Source organism: Acinetobacter sp. ANC 4973 (assembly GCF_002135275.1).
Lineage (GTDB): Bacteria > Pseudomonadota > Gammaproteobacteria > Pseudomonadales > Moraxellaceae > Acinetobacter > Acinetobacter kyonggiensis.
This window is the reverse complement of sequence record NZ_NEGM01000008.1, coordinates 47,368-68,520: the sequence shown is the minus strand read 5'-3', so window position 1 is coordinate 68,520 and position 21,153 is coordinate 47,368. Positions and strand designations below refer to the sequence as shown.

Genomic DNA, 21,153 nt, shown 5'->3' with positions numbered 1-21,153 from the left:
TTACACTCCTACCGCGACTGATACAGGCTCTGCAAGTGAAACCGTTGGTGCAAGACCAATTGGATAACCAATATAACCTGTCGGTAAATATTCAATCACTTGAACTGGAAGACTAATGGTTGCTTCACCTGCTTGCACAGTAATTTTTTGACCATCTTGTACATTCAGACGCGCAGCATCTTGCTCACCTACTGCAAACATCGCGTTTGGAATACGAGATTCCATCGCAGGTGTTTTTACCGTAAATTCACCTGAAGCAAAGATGTGATGCATCGGCACTAAACGGAAGCTTTCTGCATTTACTACAACAGGTGTTGGCGCAACAAAAGTACGTACAGGACGTTTTTTCAGACGGTCGAATAAACGAATGCCTGAATCACCACCTTTTAAGTGACCACCCACATTGTCTTGGAATTTATTCCAAGCTTGCGGCGAGTTCCAACCCGCAGACCATGCAAATGGAACCAATGCCGCTGGCGTTTCGTTACCGACATAACCTTCCATAGAGAATGTTAATGCAGAATCGATATCAAGCGGTTGTTTAGGCTCATGCACAGATAACGGTGCACGTATTGCAGTACGACCTGAATAACGACGTGGTTCACGCGCGATTTTCAAACCATGAATACGGTAGCCTGCATCTGGTGCCACATCTTGAATGCCTTCCAATGCTGGAACATTCTTGGCAACAGATTCAATCACGTCATCTAGTAATGTCCAAGAAATAGCCTGACCTTTCAGACCTGTTTCAAGGGCATGTAACCAGCGCCATGATTCTTTAATCGCCAATTCTGGTTTGTAGTAGCTTGGGTCATACACCTGATAGAAACGCTGTGCACGGCCTTCTTGACTTACTACAGTACCATCACCTTCAGCGAAACTTGCCGCAGAAAGTACCACAGAGGCTTTCTTCACGGTTTCAGTTTCAGAATGATCAAGTACGATCACATCGTTCGCTTTAGCAAGTGCAGCATCGACTTGAGCTGTTGGTAAACGACGGTATAAGTCATTTTCAACCACGATAATGGCATCATAATCTTGTGCAAATGCTTGCTCTAAACTTTGACCACCAAAAATCGCTAAGCCCATTGAGTTCACTTCAGGAACTGTCAAGGTTAAACCCGCATGACCAAGGTTCTGTGCAACTTGTGCAGCCGCTTCCATGATCGCTGGATCTTGTAAGCTAGTACCCGAAATGATCAATGGTTTTTTCGCAGCTTTTAATGTATCCGCAATGGTTTGTGCAAATGCTTTGGCATCGTCATCTAAACCATTTACTGTTTCGCCTTGCAATGCCGCAGCCACTGCAAAACCTAAACGGGCAATATCATTTGGAGAAGCAACCACTTCACCTGTTGCAACATCAGAAAGACGGGTTTGCGTTGCAGCCAAAATGTAAATCGGAGATTTTTCATCTTGAGCAATACGCTGTACTGGCTCAGCTAACCATTCTTGCGTACGACGCTCTGCCGCCATTTCTTTGGCTTTGTTTTTCGCAGCTTGGCGAACAGACAATGCCATACGTGGCGCAGTTTGGGTTAAGTCTTCACCTAAAATGAGTACCGCATCATAACTTTCAATTTCACGCATACTTGGGTTGTAAACACCCTCGGTTTGCATGATCGATGCAGCCAACTCAACCAAGTTTTGCTCTTTCTGAGAAAGGCCTGTAGAGAAGTTGTCTTGACCGACCAATTCACGTAATGCAAAGTTTGATTCAATGGATGCACGTGGTGAACCAATACCCAATACTTTTTTGCCTTGGATATTTGCAATCACGCTATCCAGTGCTTGGTCAACTGAAACCGTTGCGACGTTTTCACCATCACGGAATTGTGGTTGACGTGGACGATCTGCACGATTCACATAACCTGTACCGAAACGACCTTTATCGCAAAGGAAGTATTGGTTCACGTCACCATTGAAACGGTTTTCGACACGGCGCAGTTCACCATAACGCTCACCCGGAGAAATATTACAACCTGACGAACAGCCTTGGCATACGCTTGGCGCATACTGCATGTCCCATTTACGGTTATAACGCTCAGAATGCGTTTTGTCGGTGAATACACCAGTTGGGCAAACTTCAGTCAAGTTACCCGAAAATTCAGACTCTAAAGTGCCTGATTCTGGACGACCAAAGTAAACACGTGATGCACTTGCATACACGCCAAAGTCCGTACCACCTGCGTAGTCGTTGTAATAACGCACACAACGATAACACGCGATACAACGGTTCATTTCATGTGAAATGAATGAGCCTAGCTCTTGGTTGTAATGCGTACGTTTGGTGAAGCGATAGCGACGACGGTCATGCTGTGTCATCACGGTCATGTCTTGTAAATGACAGTGACCACCCTCTTCACACACTGGACAGTCGTGCGGGTGATTGGTCATCAAGAATTCAACAATAGAGGCACGAAAATCTTTCGCTTCTTTGTCTTCAATCGAGATATAGGTATTGTCAGATGCAGGCGTCATACATGACATGACTAAGCGACCACGGGTATCTTCCGGATTCGCATATTGAGTCACAGCACATTGACGGCAAGAACCGACAGAACCTAAGGATGGATGCCAACAAAAATATGGGATGTCGATGCCCAGACTCAAACATGCTTGTAGCAAGTTTTCCGAGCCGTTGACTTCATACGATTTTCCATCGACATGAATTGTAGCCATAGTCGAATTCCTTAAGCTTGTTCTACGTGACTAACTTGAGCAGCAGCATTCACTACTTTTGCTTCAAATTCGCCGCGGAAATATTTGAGTGCACCCATAAGTGGTTCCATTGCACCTGGTGCGTGGGCACAGAAAGTTTTACCAATCCAAAGCTTACGTGTAAGCTCTTGTAAGTGATCGATATCTTCTTTCTTACCTTCGCCATTCTCAAGTGCTTTTAGCGCTTTGACTGCCCAAGGTAGACCATCACGACATGGGGTACAGAAACCACATGACTCACGTGCAAAGAATTCTTCTAAGTTACGAGTTGCTGAAACCATACATTGCGTTTCATCCACGACCATTAACAAACAGGTGCCTAAACGTGAACCTGCTTTCATGATGCTTTCTGCATCCATAGGCAAATCAATATGTTCAGCAGCCAAGAAGTCAGTCGATGCACCGCCTGGTAACCAAGCTTTCAGTGTTAAGCCATCGCGCATACCGCCCGCATGGTCTTCAATCACTTCACGCGCAGTCGTACCAAATGGCAGTTCCCATAAACCGGGGAATTTCACTTTGCCTGATGCGCCATAAATTTTAGTGCCTGGATCTTTCGATTTACCCGCAGATAAACCGACATACCATTCAGGACCACGTAAAATAATGGCAGGTAAGTTATTGAAAGTCTCTACGTTGTTGACAATCGTAGGACGACCCCAAGCACCAGCAACCTGTGGAAATGGTGGTTTAGTACGTGGATTTGCACGGCGACCTTCAAGCGAGTTAATCAATGCAGTTTCTTCACCACAAATATAACGACCCGCACCCGTATGCACGTGTAAATCAAAGTTCCAACCGGTACCTAAGATGTTTTCACCCAAGTAACCTTTGGCACGAATTTGCTCTAAAGCTTCATTCAAGAAACCAGCAGCTTCGATGTACTCACCACGGATGAAGATATAACCTTGCGTTGCTTCTAATGTATAAGCAGCAATCAACATACCTTCAATCAATTGATGTGGAAGTTTTTCCATCAACAAACGGTCTTTAAAGGTGCCCGGTTCCATTTCATCAGCATTACAAATCAGGTAACGAGGGCCACCATCATTGGGTGCCATCAATGACCATTTAATCCCTGCTGGGAAACCCGCACCACCACGACCTTTTACCGTCGCAGCTTTAATGACATCAAGCACTTCAGCAGGTTTCAGCTCAATCGCCTTTTTAAAACCGGCATAACCTTCAAGTGCTTCGTAGTCATCAGCATTACGAACTTCGTCACGCTGACTCAAACGCCAAGTCAATGGATGAGTTTCTGGGTTACCGTCACCATAAATTGGTTTTGGTTCAGTATTCATACATACTTCTCCAATAACTGTTTAATTGAAGTCACTTCAACCAATCCATGAGTGTCTTCATCAATCATTAAGGTTGGCCCTTTGTCACAGTTGCCTAGGCAGCAAATTGGCAGCAAAGTAAAACGACCATCCGCAGTCGTTTGACCAAACTGGATGCCAAGTTCGCGCTGGAATGCTTCTGCCAAAGTTTCCGCACCCATCAAGAAGCAAGCAATTGAGTCACAAAGTAAAATCACGTGACGACCAACAGGTTGACGGTAAATACGGTTATAGAACGTCGCTACACCTTCTAAATCAGCAACACTGATTGTCAAAAGCTGAGCAATAGCATTCATCTGTGCATCATCTACCCAACCATTACGGCGTTGTACACACTTTAACGCATCCAGTGATGCAGCACGTGGGTATGGGTAGTGACCAATGTGATGTTCAATTTCATGGATTTCGTCCGCAGTCAAAATCCCTTCAACATTCACACGTGGCTTTTTATCAGTCAAAATCATCATAATGCGTTCCCCTAGCGATCCACGTCAGCCATTACGACGTCAATGGTCGCTAAATAAATGATTAAGTCAGACATTAAGCTGCCATTAATCACAGAAGGCATTTGCTGTAAATGAGTGAAAGTTGGTGTACGAATACGGGTACGATAACTCATGGTTGACTTATCTGAAGTCAAGTAGTAGTTCGATGCACCTTTCACCACTTCTGCCATTACAGACGCTTCACCAGCAGGCATCACAGGACCCCATGACACGCTCAAGAAGTGCGTAATCAAAGTTTCAATATCTTGTAATGTCTTGTCTTTTGGCGGTGGAACAGCCAAAGGATGATCCGCTTTATATGGACCAGAAGGCATGTTATCCAAGCACTGCTTCACAATCTTTAATGATTCATTAATTTCATGGAAATGCACCATCACACGCGCGTAAGCATCACCTTCATACTCTAAAGGCACTTCAAAGTCGTAATTTTCATAACCGCTATAAGGACGGTATTTACGCACGTCGAAATCGATACCTGTCGCACGTAGACCTGTACCTGTTACACCCCAAGCCAATGCAGATTTTGCATCGTATTGCGCAACATTACGGGTACGACCAATAAATACTGAGTTGCGTAGTGCAGCTGTATAGTATTCATTCATACGCTTCGGCATCCATTCGAGAATTTCACGAATCAGATGTTGCCAATTGTTTGGAAGGTCATGCGCAGTACCACCAATACGGAACCATGCTGGATGCATACGATAACCTGTAATGGCTTCAATCGCGTCATAGATCTTTTGACGGTCAGCAAACATATAGAATACTGGTGTCATACCACCCGCATCTTGAATTGCAGTACCAATGAACAATAAATGGTTATTGATACGGAATAATTCAGACATCATGACACGGATACATTGCGCACGGTCAGGAACAGTAATTCCCGCCATTTGCTCCACACCCATCACATAAGGCATGTTTTGCGCACAACCACCCAAGTAGTCCACACGGTCAGTATAAGGAATGAATGAATGCCAAGTTTGACGTTCAGCCATCTTTTCCACACCACGGTGGTGATAGCCAATATCAGGCACACAGTCTTTCACTTCTTCACCATCTAACTGCAAAATGATACGGAATGCACCGTGCGCAGATGGATGGTTTGGACCTAAGTTCAAGAACATGAAATCTTCATCGGCATTACCGCGTGATAGACCCCAATCTTCAGGAACAAAACGTAAGTGTTCTTGCTCGAAATCCTGCTTCGCTTGGTTCTGCATATACGGGGTATATTCAGTGGCACGTGCAGAATATTCTTTACGCAGTGGGTGACCTTCCCAATACGTTGGCAACAAAATACGACGGAGCATTGGATGCCCTTCGAAATTGATCCCGAACATATCGTAAGCTTCACGTTCGTACCAGTTGGCATTTGGCCAAATGTTGGTTGCGGTTGGAAGATTGAGATCGCTCTCACTCAACGCAACTTTAATACGAATATCACTGTTACGCTCTAGCGATAACAAATGATAAAACACAGTGAAGTCTGATGCAGGCAAACCGTCACGATAGGTACGTAAACGCTCATCTACCGCAGACAAATCGAACAACATCACGTATGGACGTTCAACTTTCCGCAAGAACATTAAAACGTCTTGTACACGCGCGCGCTCAACCCAGACCGTTGGAAAATCTTCAAAAGTCGCTTGCACATAGAAGTTCTCACCAAATTTGGCTTTGAGCTCTTCTACAATTGCAAATGCTGGGCGTGAATCAACAGGCGTTGATTCTGGCATAGCAATGTCAGTTTCAGCCATTGGCTTGGCTTCCTATTTAATACAAATTCAGTCAACTTTAACGACAATTACACCCAGATCGGGTGCATCAATATTTCATCGTTAAAATTATTTAATTTCATCCATAGAGCGTAAGTTTTTCACTGCAATACGTTCTGCATTCTTACGGTCACGTTCTGGCTGCATCTTTGGCTTATATACTGGCTGAAGATCATCACCAATCACCGCTGAAAGTGGACGGCGCTCAAGTTGAATTTGGTCTTGCAACAACATTAATGCTTGCAATAATGCTTCAGGACGCGGTGGACAACCTGGGATGTACACATCGACAGGAATGATTTTATCCACACCTTGTACAACTGAATAGATGTCATACATACCACCAGAGTTTGCACAAGCACCCATTGAAATCACCCATTTAGGCTCTAACATTTGCTCATATAAACGCTGAATTACAGGTGCCATTTTCACGAAGCAAGTCCCTGCAACGATCATTAAATCCGCCTGACGCGGTGAAGCACGAATAACTTCGGCACCGAAACGTGACATATCATGCACACCCGTTAAGGTTGTTGCATATTCTACGTAACAGCACGATGTACCAAAGTTAAAAGGCCATACCGAATTTTTACGGCCCCAGTTTACAGCTGTATGTACCACGTCCTCTAAACGAGTCATGAATACATTTTTATTCACTTCTTCTTCAAGCGGATCGGCAACAACCTGACGCTCTTGAAGTGGATATTGATCAGCATCCGGATTCGCACGGGTTAATGTGTATTTCATCCCGAGTTACTCCTTAATAGATGATGTAGCCGGTGTTTTTGCTTTCACACGACCAGAAGATTGAGCTGGAATTTGACCTGTAGGGTCGATAACCAACTCTTCGATAGAATTAAAGCGCGTAATATCCGCAAGATTCATATTTGGCGAACCAATTTTCAGTGGTATACCTGCTGATTTGCGACGATCTACTGGTGCCCAATTTAAAGCACCGACAGAAATTGCATAAATCAAAGCAATCAACAAGTCGACAACAAAAATCACCACAGTGGTAAAACCAAACCAACCGACTTCACGAACCGATGTTGCCCATGCGTAAAGATAAAGTGCTTCTAGGTCGAAGACTACAAAGAAAATTGCAACTAAATAAAATTTAGCAGACAAGCGGATGCGTGCTCCACCAGCACCTACCACACCTGACTCAAATTGCTCTTGCTTCGCACGGCCCCATGACTTACCCCCAAGGAGTAAAGGAACTGTGAGCATAAAGACGCAAAGAAATGTAACGCCGATCACGAAGGCAATAATTGCCCAATCGTATGGAGTAATGGCACTCATGCGGGGATAACTCCTGGCAGGCCTAATTTATTAACAAAGAATGTATGTATTGGCCTTCAAATACACCAAACACAAAATTAATCCCGCCAATTGTACCTGATTTATGATTTCACTTGCTAGCTTATCAGCCTTAGTCTTTTGGATGATATTTTAATCATTTTGCATTTTTTTCAAAGCTTAAGCCCCATTACTTCCCAAGCAATCGCTTTATCAAATCAAAAAAAGAAAAGTGATTATTTTTTTCAAATCCATTAAATCGACCTTTATCTTTTTAGAGTAAAATTTTAATTACCACGTCATTCGTTCATAGCACATACTTTATCATCAGGCGCAAATGATCAAATATTTACGTGCTATACCAAAGAGTAGTCCATACCAACCCAAATCATTTTTATTACAGGCTTTTCATAACAGCAAAATTTTGATCATTATGCTGAAAAAACATAAAAATGCTTTTAATGTAATTTTTAAACTCTGTGACTTATATAAAAAGGCATGACCATAATTGCCCAATACATAAATTATCGAATAGATATTTTGTGTGTTTTTTTGCAACTCGCATGCATCTCCTAATGCTCTCCGCCCCCTATTTATGCTATTCCTATATGCAACTCTAGAACAAAGAATAAGGAACAAACACATGAGCTTAGAATACACACATCAACCTGATTATTTTTTCTTTGCACAATTATTGGTGCATCATGTGGAAGGCTATATTGAAAAACATCCAGATGCCCAAAATGCCATTTTTGACCTTCGTGATATTTACGAACTTTTCCGCCAAGACTTTGCTTCTGCAACCACCAATCTGGATGCCATTCTACATATTGCCGATGAATACAAAGTAGAGACCTTAAACGGTGATCAAAAACTTATTAGCCATTACGCCATAGACCCTAAAAACAATTCTTTGCTTCTCGACTTCAATGCTGATGCGCTAGAAAATCTGAAACAAGGCAAAAAACTCATTGAACCCGACCCCACCAGCCACGAATAACGCGATATAAAAAGCACCGAAATCGGTGCTTTTATCATATTTAAGGCTCTATGTCGTTTTTTGTCATATTCATTTTATTTTTGGCTCGATTAAATCGTCGTGCAGGCCATGACATGGTAAAACGTGCTCCACCCAAAATAGGACTTTGATCGACGGCTATTTTACCGCCAAACCAATACGCAATCCGACTCACAATAGACAAACCTAAACCATAACCACCCGACGCTCGAGTTCGGCTATCATCTAAACGGGCAAAAGCCTCAAAAATCCGCTGACGCTCTTCTTCTGGCACACCCGCCCCATCATCCTCAACTTGAACATAGGCCATTCCCGCATCATCTATGCCACCACTCACAATCACTTTATGATCGCAATAACGAACCGCATTCCCCACTAAGTTTTGCACAACACGGTGTAGGTAACGACGCTCTGCATCCACAACCAAATTAATTGGAAGAGGCAGCAGCTCAATTTCTTTTTGAGTTTTCAGTGCCTCAGTTTCAACAATCACTTGATCTAATACTTCAAATAAAACAATTTTTTCAAAATCGAGTGAAGGTGTACCTTGTTCTAGTTTTGCATAGGTCATGATTTCATCAATCAAAGTATTGAGTGCCTCAATATCTTTATCAATCATATCAACTTGTTGTAGACGGTAGTCGTAATCATCTTCTTCTGCGAGCATTTCCATACCAAACCGGATACGTGCCACAGGCGTTCTAAGCTCATGCGAAACTGCGCGCATCAATTCACGCTGCGCCTCAATCAAACGCTGAATATGATCAGACATACTATTGTAATTGATCGCTAAACTTGCCATTTCATCCGTACCATCTACAGGCAAGCGTAAAGTCATGTCACCAGATTTCATCCGATGTAATGCATAATTCACTTCACGTAAACGACGCTGCATAGGCACCAGCAAGCCATACACACCTAAACTTAATACGAATAGGCTAAGTAAGGTAATACCTGCTGCGAGTTGGAAAGGCATCCAATTAAAGAGCGGTACAGGACCTAGAACCAGCACCTCAGAAGGCGAGCTTGGCATTGGGGAAACAATAGAAATCGTGGTGCCGCGCACGGTGGCATTATCACGGTACAAAATAATACTGTGATCTAATCGAAGTCGACCGATTTGCTCAGAATCAAGCGGTAGGTTTTGAACTTTTTCAATTTGAATCGGATAGGAAAAATTCGACTGAATTTTTGCAAGATATTCTTTTTCTTGTCCTGGGTAATACACCAGATAATCTAAAATAAAAATAGGTAACGCCTTCATTTGGCGCTCCCCTATTTTATCTACTTTAATATAAAGCAAATGTTTGGGATCATCTCGTAACCCAATAATAATATAAGCAATCGAATTTTCCGCATCATAACGCACCGCAGCTTTACGGTTATCAATTCTTTTTTGCTCAGTACGCGACAAATCGACTTTACTTGAATCCACATAATAAATAGGGAGTTCAAGTAAGTCGGATGCATCAGAAATCCAATCGCGTTTCTGCTGCTCATTGGGCTGTCTTGAGATTCCCTCACTAATGATATAAGACACACCATCGGTCAAAGATTCACGATATTCTTGTGCGCGTTGATAGTTGATAATTTGTACCAATAGGTAGCCAAATACAGCAACCAATGCCACTAAAATCACTAACCCTGCATAAATACGCAAGAATATACTGTGTTTAAACACGCGGCTGTCCTATAAAATTAAGGGCAAACATTAAAGACCATTGGTCTCTTTAACGAATAAATAACCTTTACTACGTACTGTTTTAATACGTTTTGGATTTTCAGGATCATCACCAATTTTTGGACGAATACGTGAAATACGCACATCAATTGAACGGTCTTGACCATCATATTCAATACCGCGTAGACGCTCAAAAATGTCTTCACGCGATAAAATACGACCTGCATTTGAAGCCAGTAACCATAACAAATCATATTCAGCACTGGTGAAATCAACCAATTCACCATTTAAAGTCACTGAACGACCGCCATTATCAATAACAAGGTCATCAAATTCAATGCGTTGTGCCACTTCGTCTTCAGGTGTTTTATCTGTACGACGCAGTAAGGCACGAATACGTGCTAAAAGAACACGCGGTTGAACAGGTTTTGCCACATAGTCATCTGCACCCATTTCTAGACCTAAAACTTGGTCCATATCTTCAGTACGTGCAGTCAACATCAAAATAGGTTGATGATAATGTGGACGAACTTCACGACAAATGGTCAAACCATCAGCACCAGGAAGCATCACATCAAGCACGACCATATCCGGTTGCTCTGCAATGATGCGACGGATTGCACGATTACCATCGGGCTCTACCCCAACTTCTAATCCATTACGGATAAGGTATTCTTGAGTCAAACGTGCAAGACGCTCATCGTCTTCAACGATTAAAATTTTTGGTAACTTTTCTTCTTGGCTCATAAAATGCCCCTTTATATGGATTAAGGTATCCTTAAAAATCCAAAGGATACGCTTCAACATATCCAGCAATATACACACGTTTACATTGTAAACAAGATAGCATTCACCAAACTGATACATCAAAGTAGTTTTTTGTTATATTTTTATTAAGTGTTGAATTTATTAAACTTTTAAAAATATGTTACAAATACAGCTTCATTAATAATATATTTTGTTACAAAATGACCTTTTTGTGCACGATTTCACCTCTTGTTCAGAATATGACTGATTAAACCAATTAATCCTGCTCTTTTAAACTTATCCACAATGTTATCTATAAGCACATTTTTTTAGCTTTGCTATGCTATATCCTTGTCTCATAAGACTTATACCAGAAACATAAAAATAGGGATTTTTTTGCAAAGGAATATTGCAAGGCATTAGAAAAATTTTTACTAAAATGTCAATATTGATCTACCCTGAATTTTCCCGTATCTTGTGTTCAATTCGATTTTAAACCACTAGTTCTTGTGTTTAATCCTCAAACACTGAGACGATTTATCGTCCAGTTCAAATGGTTCACACACATAACAATAGATGACAATGGAGCTATGCCAACATGAGCATAATCACTTCAATCCCTGGTCAACTTCAGGTGATTAAACGCACCGGTGATGTTGCCGCTTTTGATGCAGAAAAAATTTCTGTCGCGATCGGTAAAGCATTTTTGGCTGTAGAAGGTCAACAAAGCGCTGATTCAAGCCGTATTCATGATCGTATAGAACAATTGACTGAAATGGTCATGAATACGTTTAACCGTCGTTTGCCATCAGGCGGCACCATTCACATTGAAGAAGTTCAAGATCAAGTTGAGCTAGCGCTTATGCGTACAGGCGAACAGAAAGTTGCCCGTGCGTATGTCATCTACCGTGAGCAGCGTTCTGAAGCGCGCAAACAAATGGGTGCACATCATCACCCGACGTTACAAGTGACTGCTGCAAATGGTCAACTTCAACCTCTTGACCTAGGTGCGCTAAAAGCACATATAGAAAAAGCAGCTGAAGGCTTAGAAGGCATTGATGTTCAAGCGATCATCGATGAAACCATTAAGAACCTATATAACGGCGTAAAAGAGTCTGACATCTCAACCACCATGATGATGGCGACACGTACCCGTATTGAACAAGAACCAAACTACACCTATGTAACCGCACGTTTACTACGTGACAACTTGGTTGCTACAGGTTTAGAGTTTTTAGGTCTATCTACAGATACTTTAGAAAATGCGGCTTTAGAAACCTTCTTAAAGAAAGGGATTGAGCTTGATCTTTTATCGCCTGAACTCCTGAACTTTGACCTTGTTAAATTGGCCACAGCGATTCAACCAGAACGTTCAAACCAATTCACTTACTTAGGTCTACAAACTTTATTTGACCGTTACTTTATCCATTCAGATGGCGTGCGTTTTGAACTACCACAATTGTTCTTCATGCGCGTATCAATGGGTTTAACGCTAAATGAAGAAAACCGTGAAGATCGTGCGATTGAGTTCTATAACTTATTGTCTAGCTTCGACTATATGGCATCTACACCGACCCTATTCAACTCGGGGACTTTACGTCCACAGTTGTCGAGCTGTTACTTAACCACCATTGGTGATGACCTGTACAACATTTATGGCGCAATGCGTGATAACGCAATGTTGTCTAAATGGGCAGGCGGTTTGGGCAATGACTGGACACCAGTTCGTGCCTTGAACTCATACATCAAAGGGACAAACGGTAAATCACAAGGTGTTGTGCCATTCCTAAAAGTGGCCAACGATACTGCTGTTGCGGTTAACCAAGGTGGTAAACGTAAAGGTGCCGTGTGTGCTTACCTTGAAACTTGGCATTTGGACATTGAAGAATTCCTAGAACTGCGTAAAAACACGGGTGATGACCGTCGTCGTACCCATGACATGAACACAGCAAACTGGGTTCCAGACTTGTTCATGCAACGTGTATTTGAAGATGCTGAATGGACGTTGTTCACACCTTCTGAAACCCCAGATCTTCATGATTTGATGGGCGTAGAATTTGCTGAACGCTATGCTTACTATGAAGGCATTGCAAAAGAAACCAACATGTTGCACAAAGTCATTCGTGCAAAAGATTTGTGGCGCAAAATGCTGTCGATGTTGTTTGAAACGGGTCACCCGTGGATCACATTCAAAGACGTATGTAACTTACGCTCACCACAACAACACGTGGGTGTCGTACATTCATCTAACTTGTGTACAGAAATTACGTTAAACACCAATGAAGATGAAATTGCGGTGTGTAATTTAGGTTCAATCAATCTTGTGCAACACGTTAAAGGTGGTGTACTTGACCGTGAGAAACTTGCTCGCACAGTAAAAACTGCGGTTCGCATGCTCGACAACGTGATTGACATCAACTACTACGCTGTTCCTCAAGCACGTACTTCAAACTTGAAACACCGTCCAGTCGGTATGGGCATCATGGGCTTCCAAGATGCACTATATGAAATGAACTTGGCGTATGGTTCTGATGCCGCAGTTGAGTTTGCCGATGAATCAATGGAAGTGATTAGCTACTACGCAATTACAACTTCTAGTGATTTGGCTGTTGAACGTGGTACCTATGAGACATTTAAAGGATCACTTTGGGATCAAGGTATCTTGCCAATCGACTCTTTAGACTTGGTTGCGAAATCACGCCCAGAACGTATGTTCGAAGTGGATCGTACACAACGTTTAGATTGGGACACTTTACGTAACAAAGTTCAAAAAGACGGTATGCGTAACTCGAATGTGATGGCAATTGCACCAACGGCAACCATTTCCAACATTTGTGGTGTTTCACAATCAATCGAACCAACATTCCAAAATCTTTATGTGAAATCTAACCTTTCTGGCGAATTCACAGTGATTAACCCGTACTTAGTACGTGCGTTAAAAGATCGTGGTCTTTGGGATTCTGTGATGGTTAATGACCTGAAACATTTCGAAGGTTCTGTTCAAAAAATTGCGCGTATTCCTGAAGAGCTTAAAGCCATCTTCGCGACTGCATTTGAAGTTGAGCCACGTTGGATTGTGGATGCGGCATCACGTCGTCAAAAATGGATCGATCAAGCACAATCGCTTAATCTTTATATCTCGGGTGCAAACGGTAAAAAATTAGACATGACCTATAAAATGGCATGGTTACGTGGTCTTAAAACCACCTATTACCTCCGAGCTTTAGGCGCAACTTCTGCTGAAAAATCAACCATTAACACGGGTGCATTGAACGCAGTTAAATCAAACATGGGCGCTCCTGTCGTAACTAGCGCACCTGTTGCCGAAGTTGCGAAAAAACCTGAAGCAGTGACTGAAGATGATTTTGCTCAAGCGGCACCAGTACCACTTGCATGTTCAATTGACAATCCTGATTGTGAAGCTTGTCAATAATTTGGTGAGTTTCTAGAATCCCCCCTTTTTCAAAGGCGGACTTCCAAGAAGTCATTTGAATTCGAAGAAGTCCCTCCTTTTTAAAGGTGAGCAGCATTGCTGCGCAAGGGGGAGGACTAAAAAATATAAATAAAGGAAAAGACCATGCAACATATGACTCATAACTACATGTTAGGACTCGCAGTGCTGGTCTTTGCCTTTATTGTCTTTTATGTACCAATGGTCTATGCATTTTTAGCCATCCGTAAGCAACAGCGTAAGCAAAATAAGTAATGGGGATATTGCTCTTTATGAACAAAACAAGAGCACTCATCGACAAAACTTGATTTTGCTTACACAGAATAAGCGTATAGTAGACATCTTCGTTTGTGAGATGTCCGAAAACAGATATAAGCAACGAAGAGAGAATTGATATGTCTATCCTAAGTTGGGACGATTTCGAAGATGATTCGCAAAAACCGGCTGCACCTGAACACAAGTCTGCGTCCATCGACTCGCAAAAAGCGGTTAATACGCAGATGGTATCTGATGCACACAACACATCGTCGGATGTGGCAACTGCACAACCCGCTACAGCCCGTAAAGGTGGAACAAAACATTCAACCGATTCACTGGCAAGAGCATCTGCTGCCTTAGAGACACTCGATGTTGCACCGGGTTTAGAAGAGCTTGAAATGGGTGCGCAGCGTGTACAAGTTGATGATAAAGCCATGATCAACTGTCGTGCGGATTTGAACCAGCTTGTACCATTCAAATACGAATGGGCTTGGCAGAAATATCTAGATGGTTGTGCAAACCACTGGATGCCACAAGAAGTTAACATGAACCACGACATCGCTCTTTGGAAGTCTGAAAATGGCTTAACTGAAGATGAACGTACCATTGTGATGCGCTCACTTGGTTTCTTCTCAACTGCCGATTCATTGGTTGCAAACAACTTGGTATTGGCGATTTACCGTCATATTACTAACCCTGAATGCCGCCAATACATTTTACGTCAAGCATTTGAAGAAGCTATTCATACCCATGCTTACCAATACTGTATCGAATCTTTAGGTATGGATGAAGGCGAAGTCTTCAACATGTATCGTGAAGTACCATCAGTAGCACGTAAAGCAGCTTGGGGCCTAAAGTACACACAATCTTTATGTGATCCTACATTCAAAACGGGTACACCTGAAAATGATCAAATCTTGCTTCGCAACTTGATCGCATTCTACTGCGTACTTGAAGGAATTTTCTTCTACTGTGGTTTCAGCCAAATTTTGTCGATGGGTCGTCGTAATAAAATGAATGGTGTTGCTGAGCAATTCCAATACATCTTACGTGATGAGTCGATGCACTTGAACTTTGGTATCGACATGATTAACCAAATCAAGAATGAAAACCCAGCCCTTTGGACAGCAGAATTCCAAGAAGAAATCATTCAAATGATTCTTGAAGGAACCATGCTAGAAATTGAATATGCACGTGACACCATGCCACGTGGTGTATTGGGTATGAATGCTGCCATGATGGAAGAATACTTGAAGTTCATTGCAAACCGTCGTTTAGCACAACTGGGTCTGCCTGAACAATTTGCTGGTGTGAACAATCCATTCCAGTGGATGTCTGAAATGATGGACTTACGTAAAGAGAAAAATTTCTTTGAAACTCGCGTAACAGACTACCAAACGGGTGGTGCGTTAAGCTGGTAATTTAACGATTTTCCGGTAAATGACCATTAAAATTTCCTTATAATAAAAAAGGTCACCTAGCGTTAGGTGACCTTTTTTAATCTCTTAAAAGCTTTAAAAAATTATCAGATCATAAAAAATTCTATTTTTTCTTTAAAATAATTATGTAGCAGTACAGATTATATTTCTATTCAAGAAACATTAAAAATAACAAACATAGCTTCAAATTGATTTACTCAATATTGGGTAAGACAGGATTCTAGCGATTGTTGATTTATGCTTATGAAAATTAATTTCCAAGAAAAAACTTACCTCTATCATTAGAATCAAAAAAAATTCTTCACAGATGCAGAAACCCGCCCATATTTAAATATGGAAAATTCACGCATGACAAATTGAGTCAGCCACAGTGTTATAAGTGCCATTTATTTAGGGCAGTTAAATAAAATCGGATGACTTTAAAATAAGAAAATATTATTTTTCAGAAGAAAATGGTTCTTAGATTCGCATAATGCTATCCACAACTTTTCATAAAAAACTCATACCAAGAATATTACATCACCCCACTCTTGCATCTTACAACAACAAAAGACAATCTTTGAAAAAATGCTCCACCATGTTACTATCATATTAGTATTTACTATTTTACGTCTATAGAAATCAATCATGACTAAACCAACCAATCTTGAAGTCTGTCCAATCGCGAGAAGCCTTTCAGTCTTGGGCGATGCTTGGAGCATGTTGATATTAAGAGATGCACATGCGGGTTTCACCCGTTTTGATCAGTTTCGTAAAAGTCTTGGCATTGCTCCCACAATGCTAACAAAACGGTTGTCTGTTTTAGTTGATGAAGGTCTGCTTGAAAAAAGACAATACTCTGAACACCCACCACGCGAGGAATATTTGTTAACTCAAGCGGGTAAGGACTTTTTACCTGTTTTATTTGTGATTGGTGCATGGGGACGTAAGCACAAACCTTATGAACATCCTGAGCAAATGGTCACGTTTCTTGATGCAGAGCAAGGCACTGAAATTAAACCAGTTGTGATTGATCAAATGACAGGAGCCCAAATAGGCACCCGACCAATTCGTCAACAAAACAAATAAATAAAACACTCAAGAAGATTGCTTTTTATACTAAATCTAGCCTGAATAACTCATGATTTTGTTCAAGTCCGTTGTGTAGCATAAATGCTCAGCCACTTCGTGAAACTGATTTGATAAATGCCCTCTACACTGCAAAAACCACCTATGAGCAGCAAAGGTGTTTACATGACTTCTAACCTTTTCTGCAAAATCTAAAAAAAGCTTCACGCATTACAGTAGAAGCTTTTTGTGGTGCTTTAGCTACGTCAGGCTGATAAGTACATGTCAATACTTTAACTAACCCAACGCAAATACAACCGCATATGTTTTTCGGTTGTATTGTTTGAATACGTAACTCAAGTTGCACGGGTTGTCGCCTTAGCCAAACGATTTTGGAATCACAGCACCATTCGGCAAAATTAAAGGCTGATTCAGAAAGTGTATTTTAATTACAGAGAAAGCATTGTTTGTCTCACATCGTTAAAGATGGCTTAGCGTGGGGCTGAATAAAGTCCACTAAACTTTGAAACCACATCACATCAACAAAATTTCCTGTAATCACAAGATCCTGTGTTCTCAATGCAGTTAAAAATGTATTCACACTATCTTTAGCAGATAACACGGCAAAACCTTTGCTGCCCGTCTTAAAGATAAAGGTAAAACTGGGTGATTTAGTCTGTCCTGCATACGAGTTAATCTTGCCATTTTTAACTTCAAAATAACGCCCTTCGCCACCTGTCGTTTGGATTTGGAATATGACATTTTTATCTTTCACGTATGCGGCACATTTCGGATTGGTTTTCACAGCCCGTTGCAATAACTTAGTCAACATCCAAAGTAAGAGTTTAAATTTCATCATTTTATTTCTCAGCTTAATAATTTATAAACAAAGCACTTTGCGGATTCAAATGAGTTACTCATCCAAAAACTGTATTGCATGTTTCACAAACCGTTCAGGGTATTGAAACTGCGCCCCATGTCCTGCATCGGGATAAATAAACAGCTGTGCATTGGGGATGTTGAGTGCCATGTGATAGGCATTAATCGTCGGAATCATCACATCATCTACACCATTTAGGATAAACGTTGGCTGCTTAATTGCACGTAAATGTGCAAATGGATCTTGTTCATCCAGCTTCGGTAAAAAATGCATATTGGCTTCAATCTGCGCCTGCATCACATCAACTGAGCTTGCTGGGTCTTGATCTTTGCGTTGATGGCGACGTAGCCAAAATTCATGGCCTGCTTGGATTGCTGCTTCTGATCGACCAAAAAATAGAAAAAGAAAATCTTCTTCAGTAGGTACAGCACTGGTTGCATGCTTCAAGACCAAAGCAGGTACTTCTGGATCATCAACACGCGGTTTTCCGCCTCTTGGCCCTGTACCCAAGAGCATTAATTTTCTGACCAGCTCAGGATGACGACGGACTAAATCCTGTGCCTGAAATCCTCCGAGTGAGAAGCCTAGTAGATCTACTTGTTTTAAACCTAATGCTTGAATCACCGCGGCAGCATCATCTGCCATAGCTTCAATGCGAGTACGTGGTTGACCTGTAGATGATGCAATGCCACGACCATTCAATAAAATGACTTCGCGCCCTGCCGCCAACCCATCGGTAATTAACGGATCCCAATGATCTAAGCCTCCACGGAAATGTTGCAGAAAAAATAAAGGGGGTTGCTGTGTATTTTGATTTCCCCAGCGACGATAAGCAAATGTTGCCCCATTGACTTCAATGAACTGCGTTTCGGCTGTTTGATGTGTAATCGTTGTCATCTTGATTATCCTGTGTTCAAGTTTCTAATTCATCTCAAAGTTATTGAGCCAAGAAAGTGAGTGATTGCTTGACGAAATCTTGATGAAACTGAAAAACGCCACCATGACCTGCATCTGGATAAATAATCAGTGTGCTATTCGGCAAACGCTTGGCTAAGTCATAAGTATTTACGGTTGGAACCATGCGGTCATAATCACCATTCGCAACCAAGACAGGCTGTTGAATGATAGATAAATCAGCGGGTGTCTTATTGCCCCACTTCTTCAAAGCTTGTAATTGTGAATGGTATGCTGAAATCGTAATTTCTTTATCGCGATTTTCAGTTCGTTCACTAATACGCTGAACAAATGCTTTCGCAGCAGCTTTGCCGTTGTCTGTACGGGTAAAGAACAAATAAACTTTAGGATCTTGACGAGTCACCATACCTCGTACCAAATCCCAATTGGAAATTCGTCCTACTGTGCTGATTCCTGTACCACCTGCGGGGCCAGTTCCCGATAAAATCATTTTACGAATCAATTGTGGCTGTTTTAGCACAATCTCCTGTGAAATCATGCCACCCATTGAAAAGCCGAACAAATCGACTTTTTTGAATCCTTTCGCTTCAATGAAAGTAATTGCATCATCTGCCATTTGCTCAATTGATTTTGCAGCTTCACCTGTAGAAGCCCCCACTCCGCGATTATCAAAAATGACCACATGATGTTTCGCTGCAATGCCATCAATGATTCGCGGATCCCAATTATCTAGCACAGCAGCTAAATGATTTAAGAAAATGACAGGTGTTCCACCATGTTGCTGACCATATTCTCGATATGCGAAGTGAATCCCCTTTGCTGAGATAAATTGGGTCGGGACATTTACCCATTGATATTGTTTTTCTGTCATTACCGTTGCTCCTGAGTTCTGGATCATGCCTGCATTTATATCTGCATAGATTGAACTAGACATAGTTAACATCATGAAGATAAGACTTTTTTTGAGTAAATCACGCATGATTAATGTCCTAAAGTAAGCTGTATGCCTGAACCATTATCCTCAAAATAAGAACCTTAAATGTATTGAATCATTCATATCTTGAGTCGGTTAACACGATATCGTCAATGGCAACAGCTAGTTACTATCGAATTAATATTTACAGTACAACAATAATTTCAAATAGTCACTATCTTTTTAGTAGTAACTATTTTATTTTTAGATTATGATAAAAAAATCGAGGTGAAATTGATTACTCAATTACCTGCAAACGACAAGTAGGAAACATGATATGACGGCTAAAGTGGTTCTGATTACAGGTGCATCTTCTGGTATAGGTTTCGCTACGGCAGAGCTTTTACATGAAGCAGGATTTATTGTTTATGGTACGAGCCGACGTGCAAACATGGCTTCGAAATATAAATTCCACCTAATTGAATTAGATGTAGATCAAGAGGACTCAGTCTCTCAGGCCGTTAAAAAAGTGATAGAAAATGAAGGTCGAATCGATGTTTTAATTAATAATGCTGGCTTTGCACTTGCTCCAGCAGGCGCTGAAGAAAGTTCAATGCAGCAAGCGCAGGCTATTTTTGAAACCAATTTTTTCGGTGCCGTCAGAATGACCCGTGCAGTGATTCCTTTTATGCGGCAGCAGCGTTCAGGGCTCATCTTAAATATCAGTTCAATTCTCGGGCTTTTACCCATGCCTTTTGGCGCACTTTATTCTGCATCAAAACATGCACTTGAGGGTTATTCTGAGTCTTTAGACCATGAATTAAGATCGCAAGGCATTCGCGTATCGCTTATTGAACCCGCGTATACCAATACCTCTTTAGGGGTGAACTTACTTGAAGCAGATGCCAAAGTTGCGGCTTACCAGCAAATTCGTGAGAAGTTGCAGCAGCAGATGATGAAGTCAATCAATAAATCAGATGATCCGCGTGTGGTTGCCAATACCATTTTAGCGGTCATAAATAGTCAACACATTTTGCCGCGCTATACCACAGGCAAGATAGCCAAGCGTTTGAAGAATTTACGACGATTTGCACCTGTGAAGATCTTTGACAAATTAATTCAGCGCAGTTTGAAAGTTTAATCCAGATCACAACCTGTAA

The 21,153-nt window shown here is 41.6% G+C and carries 17 protein-coding genes; 6 read left to right on the top strand and 11 right to left on the bottom strand.

Translation table 11 applies throughout. From position 1 onward, the window contains the following. The 6 genes from nuoG to ndhC form a co-directional block, all read right to left on the bottom strand. The gene (nuoG, locus tag B9T30_RS11295; RefSeq protein ID WP_086185077.1) at nucleotides 1-2,682 is read right to left on the bottom strand and encodes an NADH-quinone oxidoreductase subunit NuoG; all 2,682 of its coding nucleotides are present in this window, start codon (nucleotides 2,680-2,682) and stop codon (nucleotides 1-3) included. 11 nt (nucleotides 2,683-2,693) lie between these two features. Then, the gene (gene nuoF, locus B9T30_RS11290) at nucleotides 2,694-4,022 is read right to left on the bottom strand and encodes an NADH-quinone oxidoreductase subunit NuoF (RefSeq protein ID WP_086164485.1); all 1,329 of its coding nucleotides are present in this window, start codon (nucleotides 4,020-4,022) and stop codon (nucleotides 2,694-2,696) included. Further along, on the bottom strand, nucleotides 4,019-4,528 hold the full coding sequence (gene nuoE / locus B9T30_RS11285; protein ID WP_004651034.1) for an NADH-quinone oxidoreductase subunit NuoE: 510 nt from the start codon (nucleotides 4,526-4,528) through the stop codon (nucleotides 4,019-4,021). Before nuoE ends, nuoF begins: the two co-directional genes overlap by 4 nt. A gap of 11 nt (nucleotides 4,529-4,539) precedes the next feature. Then, the gene (gene nuoC, locus B9T30_RS11280) at nucleotides 4,540-6,327 is read right to left on the bottom strand and encodes an NADH-quinone oxidoreductase subunit C/D (RefSeq protein WP_086185076.1); all 1,788 of its coding nucleotides are present in this window, start codon (nucleotides 6,325-6,327) and stop codon (nucleotides 4,540-4,542) included. Nucleotides 6,328-6,414: 87 nt separating this feature from the next. After that, nucleotides 6,415-7,092, bottom strand: a complete 678-nt coding sequence (locus tag B9T30_RS11275) for a NuoB/complex I 20 kDa subunit family protein (RefSeq protein WP_004651032.1) — start codon at nucleotides 7,090-7,092, stop codon at nucleotides 6,415-6,417. Nucleotides 7,093-7,098: 6 nt separating this feature from the next. Beyond that, nucleotides 7,099-7,647, bottom strand: coding sequence for an NADH-quinone oxidoreductase subunit A (gene ndhC, locus B9T30_RS11270; RefSeq protein ID WP_086185075.1), 549 nt, complete (start codon nucleotides 7,645-7,647; stop codon nucleotides 7,099-7,101). A gap of 640 nt (nucleotides 7,648-8,287) precedes the next feature. Here ndhC and B9T30_RS11265 point away from each other — a divergent pair. Beyond that, nucleotides 8,288-8,644 (top strand): hypothetical protein, encoded by a 357-nt coding sequence (locus B9T30_RS11265; protein WP_086185074.1) that lies wholly within the window; start codon nucleotides 8,288-8,290, stop codon nucleotides 8,642-8,644. 40 nt (nucleotides 8,645-8,684) lie between these two features. Here B9T30_RS11265 and bfmS read toward each other — a convergent pair whose 3' ends face one another. After that, entirely contained in the window at nucleotides 8,685-10,343 is a 1,659-nt protein-coding gene (gene bfmS / locus B9T30_RS11260; protein WP_086185073.1) for a sensor histidine kinase BfmS, read from the bottom strand. Nucleotides 10,344-10,373: 30 nt separating this feature from the next. Beyond that, nucleotides 10,374-11,090: a response regulator transcription factor BfmR gene (gene bfmR / locus B9T30_RS11255; protein ID WP_004651027.1), complete on the bottom strand. Its 717-nt coding sequence runs from the start codon at nucleotides 11,088-11,090 to the stop codon at nucleotides 10,374-10,376. A gap of 598 nt (nucleotides 11,091-11,688) precedes the next feature. Here bfmR and B9T30_RS11250 point away from each other — a divergent pair. The 4 genes from B9T30_RS11250 (at nucleotide 11,689) to B9T30_RS11235 (ending at nucleotide 17,306) form a co-directional block, all read left to right on the top strand. Next, nucleotides 11,689-14,523, top strand: coding sequence for a ribonucleoside-diphosphate reductase subunit alpha (locus B9T30_RS11250; RefSeq protein WP_086185072.1), 2,835 nt, complete (start codon nucleotides 11,689-11,691; stop codon nucleotides 14,521-14,523). A gap of 144 nt (nucleotides 14,524-14,667) precedes the next feature. Beyond that, nucleotides 14,668-14,796 (top strand): preprotein translocase subunit YajC, encoded by a 129-nt coding sequence (locus B9T30_RS11245; protein ID WP_086185071.1) that lies wholly within the window; start codon nucleotides 14,668-14,670, stop codon nucleotides 14,794-14,796. Nucleotides 14,797-14,936: 140 nt separating this feature from the next. Then, entirely contained in the window at nucleotides 14,937-16,220 is a 1,284-nt protein-coding gene (locus B9T30_RS11240) for a ribonucleotide-diphosphate reductase subunit beta (RefSeq protein ID WP_086185070.1), read from the top strand. Nucleotides 16,221-16,865: 645 nt separating this feature from the next. After that, nucleotides 16,866-17,306: a winged helix-turn-helix transcriptional regulator gene (locus B9T30_RS11235; RefSeq protein ID WP_086185069.1), complete on the top strand. Its 441-nt coding sequence runs from the start codon at nucleotides 16,866-16,868 to the stop codon at nucleotides 17,304-17,306. A gap of 451 nt (nucleotides 17,307-17,757) precedes the next feature. On the opposite strand, the gene B9T30_RS11230 is transcribed toward B9T30_RS11235, so the two are convergent. From B9T30_RS11230 to B9T30_RS11220, 3 genes are read right to left on the bottom strand one after another with little or no spacing between them, the layout of a single operon-like run. Next, nucleotides 17,758-18,144: a helicase gene (locus tag B9T30_RS11230; RefSeq protein ID WP_086185068.1), complete on the bottom strand. Its 387-nt coding sequence runs from the start codon at nucleotides 18,142-18,144 to the stop codon at nucleotides 17,758-17,760. 54 nt (nucleotides 18,145-18,198) lie between these two features. Next, nucleotides 18,199-19,062 (bottom strand): alpha/beta fold hydrolase, encoded by an 864-nt coding sequence (locus B9T30_RS11225; RefSeq protein ID WP_086185067.1) that lies wholly within the window; start codon nucleotides 19,060-19,062, stop codon nucleotides 18,199-18,201. 40 nt (nucleotides 19,063-19,102) lie between these two features. Then, nucleotides 19,103-19,978, bottom strand: a complete 876-nt coding sequence (locus B9T30_RS11220) for an alpha/beta fold hydrolase (RefSeq protein ID WP_227518971.1) — start codon at nucleotides 19,976-19,978, stop codon at nucleotides 19,103-19,105. 352 nt (nucleotides 19,979-20,330) lie between these two features. On the opposite strand from B9T30_RS11220, the gene B9T30_RS11215 reads away from it, so the two are divergent. Beyond that, on the top strand, nucleotides 20,331-21,134 hold the full coding sequence (locus B9T30_RS11215) for an oxidoreductase (RefSeq protein WP_086185065.1): 804 nt from the start codon (nucleotides 20,331-20,333) through the stop codon (nucleotides 21,132-21,134). Nucleotides 21,135-21,153 lie beyond the last annotated feature (19 nt).

What these genes read in the sequence shown, in the direction of transcription:
- nuoG (WP_086185077.1), bottom strand. Translation starts at nt 2,682, where the DNA reads ATGGCTACAATTCATGTCGATGGAAAATCGTATGAAGTCAACGGCTCG.
- nuoF (WP_086164485.1), bottom strand. Translation starts at nt 4,022, where the DNA reads ATGAATACTGAACCAAAACCAATTTATGGTGACGGTAACCCAGAAACT.
- nuoE (WP_004651034.1), bottom strand. Translation starts at nt 4,528, where the DNA reads ATGATGATTTTGACTGATAAAAAGCCACGTGTGAATGTTGAAGGGATT.
- nuoC (WP_086185076.1), bottom strand. Translation starts at nt 6,327, where the DNA reads ATGGCTGAAACTGACATTGCTATGCCAGAATCAACGCCTGTTGATTCA.
- B9T30_RS11275 (WP_004651032.1), bottom strand. Translation starts at nt 7,092, where the DNA reads ATGAAATACACATTAACCCGTGCGAATCCGGATGCTGATCAATATCCA.
- ndhC (WP_086185075.1), bottom strand. Translation starts at nt 7,647, where the DNA reads ATGAGTGCCATTACTCCATACGATTGGGCAATTATTGCCTTCGTGATC.
- B9T30_RS11265 (WP_086185074.1), top strand. Translation starts at nt 8,288, where the DNA reads ATGAGCTTAGAATACACACATCAACCTGATTATTTTTTCTTTGCACAA.
- bfmR (WP_004651027.1), bottom strand. Translation starts at nt 11,090, where the DNA reads ATGAGCCAAGAAGAAAAGTTACCAAAAATTTTAATCGTTGAAGACGAT.
- B9T30_RS11250 (WP_086185072.1), top strand. Translation starts at nt 11,689, where the DNA reads ATGAGCATAATCACTTCAATCCCTGGTCAACTTCAGGTGATTAAACGC.
- B9T30_RS11245 (WP_086185071.1), top strand. Translation starts at nt 14,668, where the DNA reads ATGCAACATATGACTCATAACTACATGTTAGGACTCGCAGTGCTGGTC.
- B9T30_RS11240 (WP_086185070.1), top strand. Translation starts at nt 14,937, where the DNA reads ATGTCTATCCTAAGTTGGGACGATTTCGAAGATGATTCGCAAAAACCG.
- B9T30_RS11235 (WP_086185069.1), top strand. Translation starts at nt 16,866, where the DNA reads ATGACTAAACCAACCAATCTTGAAGTCTGTCCAATCGCGAGAAGCCTT.
- B9T30_RS11230 (WP_086185068.1), bottom strand. Translation starts at nt 18,144, where the DNA reads ATGATGAAATTTAAACTCTTACTTTGGATGTTGACTAAGTTATTGCAA.
- B9T30_RS11225 (WP_086185067.1), bottom strand. Translation starts at nt 19,062, where the DNA reads ATGACAACGATTACACATCAAACAGCCGAAACGCAGTTCATTGAAGTC.
- B9T30_RS11220 (WP_227518971.1), bottom strand. Translation starts at nt 19,978, where the DNA reads ATGATCCAGAACTCAGGAGCAACGGTAATGACAGAAAAACAATATCAA.
- B9T30_RS11215 (WP_086185065.1), top strand. Translation starts at nt 20,331, where the DNA reads ATGACGGCTAAAGTGGTTCTGATTACAGGTGCATCTTCTGGTATAGGT.